Origin of the sequence: Aeromonas sp. QDB68, from assembly GCF_027707405.1 — a bacterium.
Taxonomy (GTDB): domain Bacteria; phylum Pseudomonadota; class Gammaproteobacteria; order Enterobacterales; family Aeromonadaceae; genus Aeromonas; species Aeromonas caviae.
On record NZ_JAPCIQ010000136.1, the window covers coordinates 1 to 6,925 of the forward strand.

The following is a 6,925-nucleotide window of genomic DNA, read 5'->3' on the forward strand; positions in this document are numbered from 1 at the left end:
GAGATCTTGGGCCTTTCCCCTCGTTTCTTTGAACAGCTGGTGGTCGATCTGATGGTGGCCATGGGCTATGGCGGCAGCCAGCAGGATGCCGCCCGCACCACCCGTTACCAAAGCGATGGCGGCATCGATGGCATCATCAAGGAAGACCGGTTGGGGCTCGACTCCATCTACCTGCAGGCAAAGCGCTACACCGACAAAACCGTGGGGCGTCCCGAGATCCAGTCCTTCGCGGGGGCGCTGGATCTGCACAAGGCCCGCAAAGGGGTCTTTATCACCACCTCCAGCTTTAGCCGTGAGGCGCAGGAGTATGTCGGACTGATTGAGAAGCGCATCGTGCTGATCGACGGTGCCCGTCTTGCCGCCCTGATGATCGAATACGGCGTCGGCGTCACTACCCGCCAGACCCTCACCATTAAAACCCTGGATTCAGATTACTTTTTGGAAGAATAAATCGTGGCTAAACCAGCCCTAATACCCCCACCGATTAAATGCCAGCGGCATCTTGTTGAGCTTCTCGCGATGCTCGCGCCAGTTGGGCAGATGGGTATCCATCAGTGTGATAAATCGCTGGTTATGTTTGCGCTCTAACAGGTGAACCAGCTCGTGCACCACAATAAATTCCAGGCATTCGGGGGGCTTCTTGACTAATTCGAGGTTGATCCAGATGCGGGATGTATCTGTTTTGCAGCTCCCCCACATGGTCTTCATCCGTTTGATACCGACAAACGAAGGGGTGACGTTGAGCAAGGCCTGCCACTTGGCCATCAATATCGGCAGCCGCTGGCGTAGCAATTGGCGATACCAGCCCAGTAGCAAGGCTTCTCGCTTCGCGGCGTCATAATGAGCGGGAACCCGCATCCGGATCCACCCCCCTTGTAGCTTGACGCTGTGCGCTCCCTCAACCGGGATCACCTCCAATCGATAGCCCCGTCCCCAAAGGTAGTGCGTCTCGCCGCTGCACATCTGGCGCTCGCTCTGACGTGGCTGCGCCTGAAAGTGGGCCTGTTGCTGCCGGATCCACGGCAAGCGTCTGACCACGGCCATTCTGATGGCCGTCTGTGACAGCGACGCCGGGGCCGAGACGCGCACGCGACCATCAGGGGGCAGCACATTGATGTGCAGGTTCTTGATCCCCTTATGCTGCAACTCCAGCGTGAGCTCACCAATGGTGATCAGGGGCATCAGTGGTACTCCTGCTGCGCTTTCACCAGCTCCATCACCTCGGCAACGGTCACATCGTATCCCTTGGTTTCTTCGGCAATGGCAAACGCGATCTCCCGCTCCTTGAAGCGATCGCCATACCAATCGGCCTTCTTGGTATAACGCACGGCGGTATCAATCCTGGCCACCAGCAGCTCATCCTTGCCCAGATTGTCATAGAGTGCCCGTTTGGCTGCCGTGTCTATGCTCTCTGGGTAGGCGCTCTGGCTATGGCTCTGTGGATATTTCACCTGCTTGGCCAGCTCGCGGACCTTTTCCAGATACTCCTGATAGGAGATGGCCTGCTGGCGGCGCAGATCGATCAGCTCATCGAGCAGCACCGACATCCTCTCGTAGTATTTGGGGTTGACCGGGTTCTCATCGACGATGGTCCGGCGCACGTTGTTTTCAATCGCCTCGGCCATCGACTCCTGATTGTCGCGCATCTCCTTGGGCAACCCATCCAGCGCCTCGGGGCCGCGCTGGATAATGAGCTCCAGCAGCCCCAGCTCCTCAAAGTCCATCAGCGTCTCGCTGGGGTCGGCATCCACCCATAGATCCAGCATCTGGCGCATGCCCGGCTCGAACTGCTTCATATCCACCAGATCACCACTGGCCAGCTTGATCTCATCCCGGACCTTGGCGAAGTGTTCGACCTCCTGCTTGATCGAGGCGGCCTGCGAGGCGCTGTAACCCGCCTCCTCCAGCTCACCCGCCAGATTGGTAAAGGCGCGGATCAACTTGGCCACCAACTGATAGAGGGTCAGCCGCAATGCCTCTTTCTCGCTCAACGTCTCTTCATCGGCTCCCGGCTCACAACAGAAATAATGCTGATAATCGAGTTGCGACTTGGGCGCCTTCACCGGCTCACACAAGGCACGAACGGCTTCCAGAGCGTTATCCAGATCCTCTTTGGCCTGGGCCAGTCGATCCTTGAGCAGCCCGGCCACATCCTCCTTGTCATAACCCGCGAAGGCCTCGGCCGTATAGTCGTTGACCGTCTTCTCCAGCGACTTGAACAGGTCTTTGTAATCGATGATGTAGCCGTACTCCTTGTCGTCACCATCCAGCCGATTCACCCGACAGATGGCTTGGAACAGGTTGTGATCAGCCATCTTCTTGTCGATATAGAGGTAGGTGGCAGAGGGGGCATCAAAACCGGTCAGCAGCTTATCCACGACAATGAGCAGCCGCATCTGGCCCGGCTCTTTGATAAAACGCTGCTTGACCAGTTTTTCAAACTCTTCGACCCGCTTAGCCGCCTCATCCTCCGGCTGCTCGAAATAGTCGGCCAGCATCTTGCGATAGATGTTGTACTTGGCCAGCTTCTCCGTCAGCCCCTCGCCCGTCTCCTCGCCCTTGATCTCGCTGGCATTGGGTTGGTAACTGGTGACGATGGCGCACTTGCCAGCAAAACCGGCCTGGCTGAACATCTCGTAACTTTTGCAGGCTTGATAGACGCTGGCGCAGACCAGCATGGCATTGCCACGACCATCGGCCAGCCGGGGCTTGCGCTCGAAGTCGAGCAGAATATCGGCCACTATCTGCTCCAGCCGCGAACGACTGGAGAGCAGCTTCTGCATTGAGGCCCACTTCTGTTTAAGCTGCTGCTTGCCCAGCCGCGAGAGATCCTTGGTCTTGGTATCGAACCACTCATCCACTTTTTTCTGGGATTTGACCCGCTGATCGATATCCCGCGCCTCGTAGCGCAGATCCAGCACCACGCCATCACTCACCGCCTCGTTGAACTTGTAGGTGTGAATGTAGGGGCCAAAGACCTCGATGGACTTTTTTTTGTCCTGCTTCATCAGCGGTGTGCCGGTAAAACCGATAAACAGCGCCTCTGGCAACAGGCTCTTCATAGCCCCATGCAGCTTGCCGGACTGAGTGCGGTGGCACTCATCGACAAACACAAACAGCTGGCCCTTGGGGCTGAAATCCGAGGGCAAGCTGCGGCGCATATCAGCAATAAAATCATCAGAGCTGCCGTCATCTTCGTCATCCGACTCGCCTTCTGGTGTGCGACCGAACTTATGCACTAGGGAGCAGATCAGCCAGGGATTATGGGCATGCAGACGGGTCACCAGATCGGCACCGCTCTTGGTACGCAGGATCTCCTCTTCCACCCCACTGAATACCTTCTCGATCTGCTCATCGAGTTCGGTACGGTCGGTGATGATAAGCACACGGCTGTCGGTCACATTTTCGCGGATCCACTTGGCTAGCCAGACCATGGTCAGGCTCTTGCCGCTGCCTTGGGTGTGCCAGATGATGCCGCCATCCCGGCGGCGGATATAAGCCTTGGCGGCACGGATGCCGAAATACTGGTTATGGCGGCAGGTTTTCTTGGTGCCCGCATCAAACACGATAAAGTCGTGGATCAGCTCCAGAAAGCGCGCCTTACTGCACAACTGCGTCAGATGCTGGTCCAGCAGATTGGCACCCGGCAGATCGACATGGTCGGAATGGATTGGATCGGCTGGCTCTTTCCACTCCAGATAGTATTTCTCGTGGGTTTCGATAGTGCCGTAGCGCCCCCCTTGGGTGTCGTTGCCCGCCATCACCAGCTGCATGGTGGTGAAGAAGTTACGGATAAAATCCTTCTTCTGGTTATCCAGGTTCTGGTGGATACCTTCGGAGACAGAGACGGTAGATCGCTTGAGTTCAATGACGCCAAGGGCAATGCCGTTGACATAGAGCACCAGATCCGGCCGTTTCTTATGCTCGCCTTTGACCGTCACCTCTTCGGCAATGGCAAAGTCGTTGGCCTGCGGATTGGCCCAGTCAACAAGCCAGACAGTCTGGTTCTGCTCGCCCGCCCCGACTTTTTCCTTCACGCCATAACGCAGCAGGCGATAGACCTCCTTGTTGGCATCATAGAGGAGGCGCCCTTCGCCCAGGCTCGCCGCCCGATCCAGTTGCCTGAGTACCTTGGGGATCAGCGCCGCGTCCACGCCCCGCCCCACCAGCCAAGCGGTCAGCAGCTCCGGCTCGACATTGCGGTTGTTCTCCCGTGTATGCCAATCCCCCAGATAGCGATAGCCCAGCTCCGCTTGAAATAACTTGATCACGCGGTTCTGGGTTGCCCGCTCCCGTTGGCCAACTGAAATCATGCTCTCTATCCCTGTTATTCTCTCAAGCCGCCGCGACAACCTCGCAGCCACTCTTATTTGTTACACCCACTTCGTTACACCAATCCCTGCTGCAAACGGGTCAAGGCGATCTGCAGGCTGCGATCATCAAACAGCCGCGCCTTGCGATCACCCCACGGGGTTCCCGCTGGCCAGCGGTGCAACCCCTCGCGCAGCGCGCTCAGTGTCGGCGCACAGCCCTCTTCGACCATCAGCCAGTCCACCGTGGCCAATAACTCCATGCCATAGGGCGACTCAAAACCATCGATTAACGCGGTCGTCTGCTCCAGTATCGGTAAAAATGCTTTGGCCTCGGTATTGAGATAAACGGCAAGCTCTTGTTTTTTAGCCTCATTAAACCAGATGACATCAAACGGCTTGCTATCCGGGATGCGCTTGTCGGACTGCAGATAACTGCCGTCCATCGCATTGAGCAGATGGGTCAGATTGTTGGCATAAGGGCCATAACGATGGGCCTTAAACTGCAACTGCAGCGGATCCCCCATCGGGTTACGGCCAATGACCCGAGCCAGAAACCAGGCCAGTTTCTGGATCTCCAGCAAGCTGCACTCCATCCCTAAAAACCAGTAGCGACGCACCAGTTCAGCAATCAGGGCCCGGGCCGGAGTCAGCTCCGCCACCCCGCCGCGCTTGGCCACATTTTGGTATTGGCTACTGGGCTCATAGAGCAGGATATCGATATCCAGATCGCCCAGTGCCGTTTCGATCGCCTGTTTGACCTCCGGCCAAGGCAGACCACCGTTGCCAGCCCCCAGTGGTGGAATGGCAATCGAGGAGACCTGCTGCGCCTGTAACCAGGCCCGCAGATCCTGCAAACCGTCCTGGATCCACGCCATCTGTGCCGGATTGCGCCAGTGCTGTTTGGTCGGAAAGTTGACGATCCAGCGCGGCCCTAGCAGCTCACCCGTCTGGGTAATAAACATCTTGCCGGTGACGACGTCACCCTGCTTGCACGCCTCGGCATAGGCACGCATATTGGCCGGGAACCGCTCCTTGAACATCAAGGCGATCCCCTTGCCCATGACACCGACTGTGTTGACGGTATTCACCAGTGCTTCCACCGGAGCATCCAGCAGGTTGCCTGTTGTATATCGAATCATCTGAAATACCACCCATCACGGACATAGACGGGGCGCGAGACCCCCACCCGATTCATGCATTGTTCCACGCTGTTCTTTATTTCTTCGTTGTAACACACCACGCCCAGCAACGCCTCGATGGGGCAATGTTGATGGATCAAGGCCTCGGCCTGATAGCGTTCCAGCTTGCTCAAATCTTCCGCATCACGCTTGAAGTCACGGCGCTGCAACAGTGGCCAGTCAATCCGCCCCAGATCGCCAAGGTCGACATAGAAATTGGCCCACTGGTAATAGGCATGGCTATCGGTAAACACAAACGGTAGCCCCAATTCAGCCATGCGATGCAGGCTGGAAACCAGGATCAGGATTTCATCATTTTCACGCTGGGGAACACCGCGCCCCGAGTGAATATTGCTGAGCATGGGCGAAAACGGCGTGAAGTAGAAGGGCACATAGTCATTCAACACGCCGTAAGGCGCCAGCGGCACCGGATGGCGTGCGCGCTTGGCAATCAGCTCCGGCAACCCGATATGCACCCAGTGCGGGTTTTGCTGCTGACCATTCCCCGCCCACAGGCCATGGGTCAGGATCCATTCCAGGTTATCCCGATGCACAATCCGGAATATCAGCGCCTTCTGCGGATTCAGGCTCTGGCTATAGTCATAGGCCATGGATGGCTAGCTCCTGCGATACCCAACGCTTGATAAACACGCCAACGATGACCCCACCCGCTTTTCGTATGCGGGTGGCCGCTGTGCACGCCATCAAGCAACTCACAATAAAAGTATCTCTTTCTTTTCAGATAGATAAACATCTATCGCGCCAATTAACAACCGCCCCAGTCACGCAACAGTCAAGCAAATCCGGCGCTGGGTGGCTCGGTGGCCAGGCTCGCGGCAGAGGCGGTCATCCGGTTGGGCTGCACTTATGCCCCCGTCTATGCCCCCGCCGCCAGCGGCAGGCGAATTTTGCCGGTCAGCAGTTGCTGCATCATGCCTTGCTTCAGGGCGCGGGCCTTCTCCAGCTTCTGAGTCAACGCCTGCAGCTCGTTATCCATATCGGATAAAATAGTGGCAATGGCGGTTTGTTCCTCGTCAGATGGCATTATTAACTCAATATGTCGCAGCTCTTCTGAATTAATTGAATCGAATGTCGACCCCTTAGAGAACTTATCCCACGCTGTCTCAAAGCTCACCAACCATTGATAAAGGTAGTCATTTTTATATTGAACAGCGCATACCCCGCGGCCAATGCAACAATCAAATTCAGCTTTTGCCACCTCACCTACCGGCGCTCTTACAGAAAGGATTAAATCCCCCTTCTTTGCTTTTTTGGTTATTTGAGAGGTGTAATTTCTAATAATTGTTTTTCTATTCAAGATATCGGCGTTACCTTGAATTAAAGGCATGCCAATACCCCTGTCTCTTGATCAGATCTTGATCCCCTGCGCCATCAGATCCTTGGCGGCAAGAAAGCCATCCAGTTTACTTTGCA

Annotated in this window: 6 protein-coding genes; 1 reads left to right on the forward strand and 5 read right to left on the reverse strand. The window is 56.2% G+C overall.

The features are described from left to right. Positions 1-450, forward strand: a 450-nt coding sequence (locus PG892_RS20780; protein ID WP_270825796.1) for a restriction endonuclease, incomplete at its 5' end; no start/stop codon positions are given. 18 nt (positions 451-468) lie between these two features. Here the strand turns inward: PG892_RS20780 and PG892_RS20785 are convergent. From PG892_RS20785 to PG892_RS20805, 5 genes are all read right to left on the reverse strand, one after another. Next, positions 469-1,182, reverse strand: a complete 714-nt coding sequence (locus PG892_RS20785) for a M48 family metallopeptidase (protein ID WP_005331303.1) — start codon at positions 1,180-1,182, stop codon at positions 469-471. Next, positions 1,182-4,313 (reverse strand): type I restriction endonuclease subunit R, encoded by a 3,132-nt coding sequence (locus PG892_RS20790; protein WP_270825797.1) that lies wholly within the window; start codon positions 4,311-4,313, stop codon positions 1,182-1,184. The genes PG892_RS20785 and PG892_RS20790 overlap by 1 nt, the downstream gene beginning before the upstream one ends. A gap of 74 nt (positions 4,314-4,387) precedes the next feature. Further along, complete coding sequence (gene darG / locus PG892_RS20795; protein ID WP_270825798.1) at positions 4,388-5,452, reverse strand: type II toxin-antitoxin system antitoxin DNA ADP-ribosyl glycohydrolase DarG; 1,065 nt, start codon at positions 5,450-5,452, stop codon at positions 4,388-4,390. Next, positions 5,449-6,102 (reverse strand): type II toxin-antitoxin system toxin DNA ADP-ribosyl transferase DarT, encoded by a 654-nt coding sequence (gene darT / locus PG892_RS20800; protein ID WP_171275904.1) that lies wholly within the window; start codon positions 6,100-6,102, stop codon positions 5,449-5,451. Before darT ends, darG begins: the two co-directional genes overlap by 4 nt. A 266-nt stretch (positions 6,103-6,368) precedes the next feature. Then, positions 6,369-6,839 (reverse strand): restriction endonuclease subunit S, encoded by a 471-nt coding sequence (locus tag PG892_RS20805; RefSeq protein ID WP_270825800.1) that lies wholly within the window; start codon positions 6,837-6,839, stop codon positions 6,369-6,371. Between the last annotated feature and the right edge of the window lie 86 nt (positions 6,840-6,925).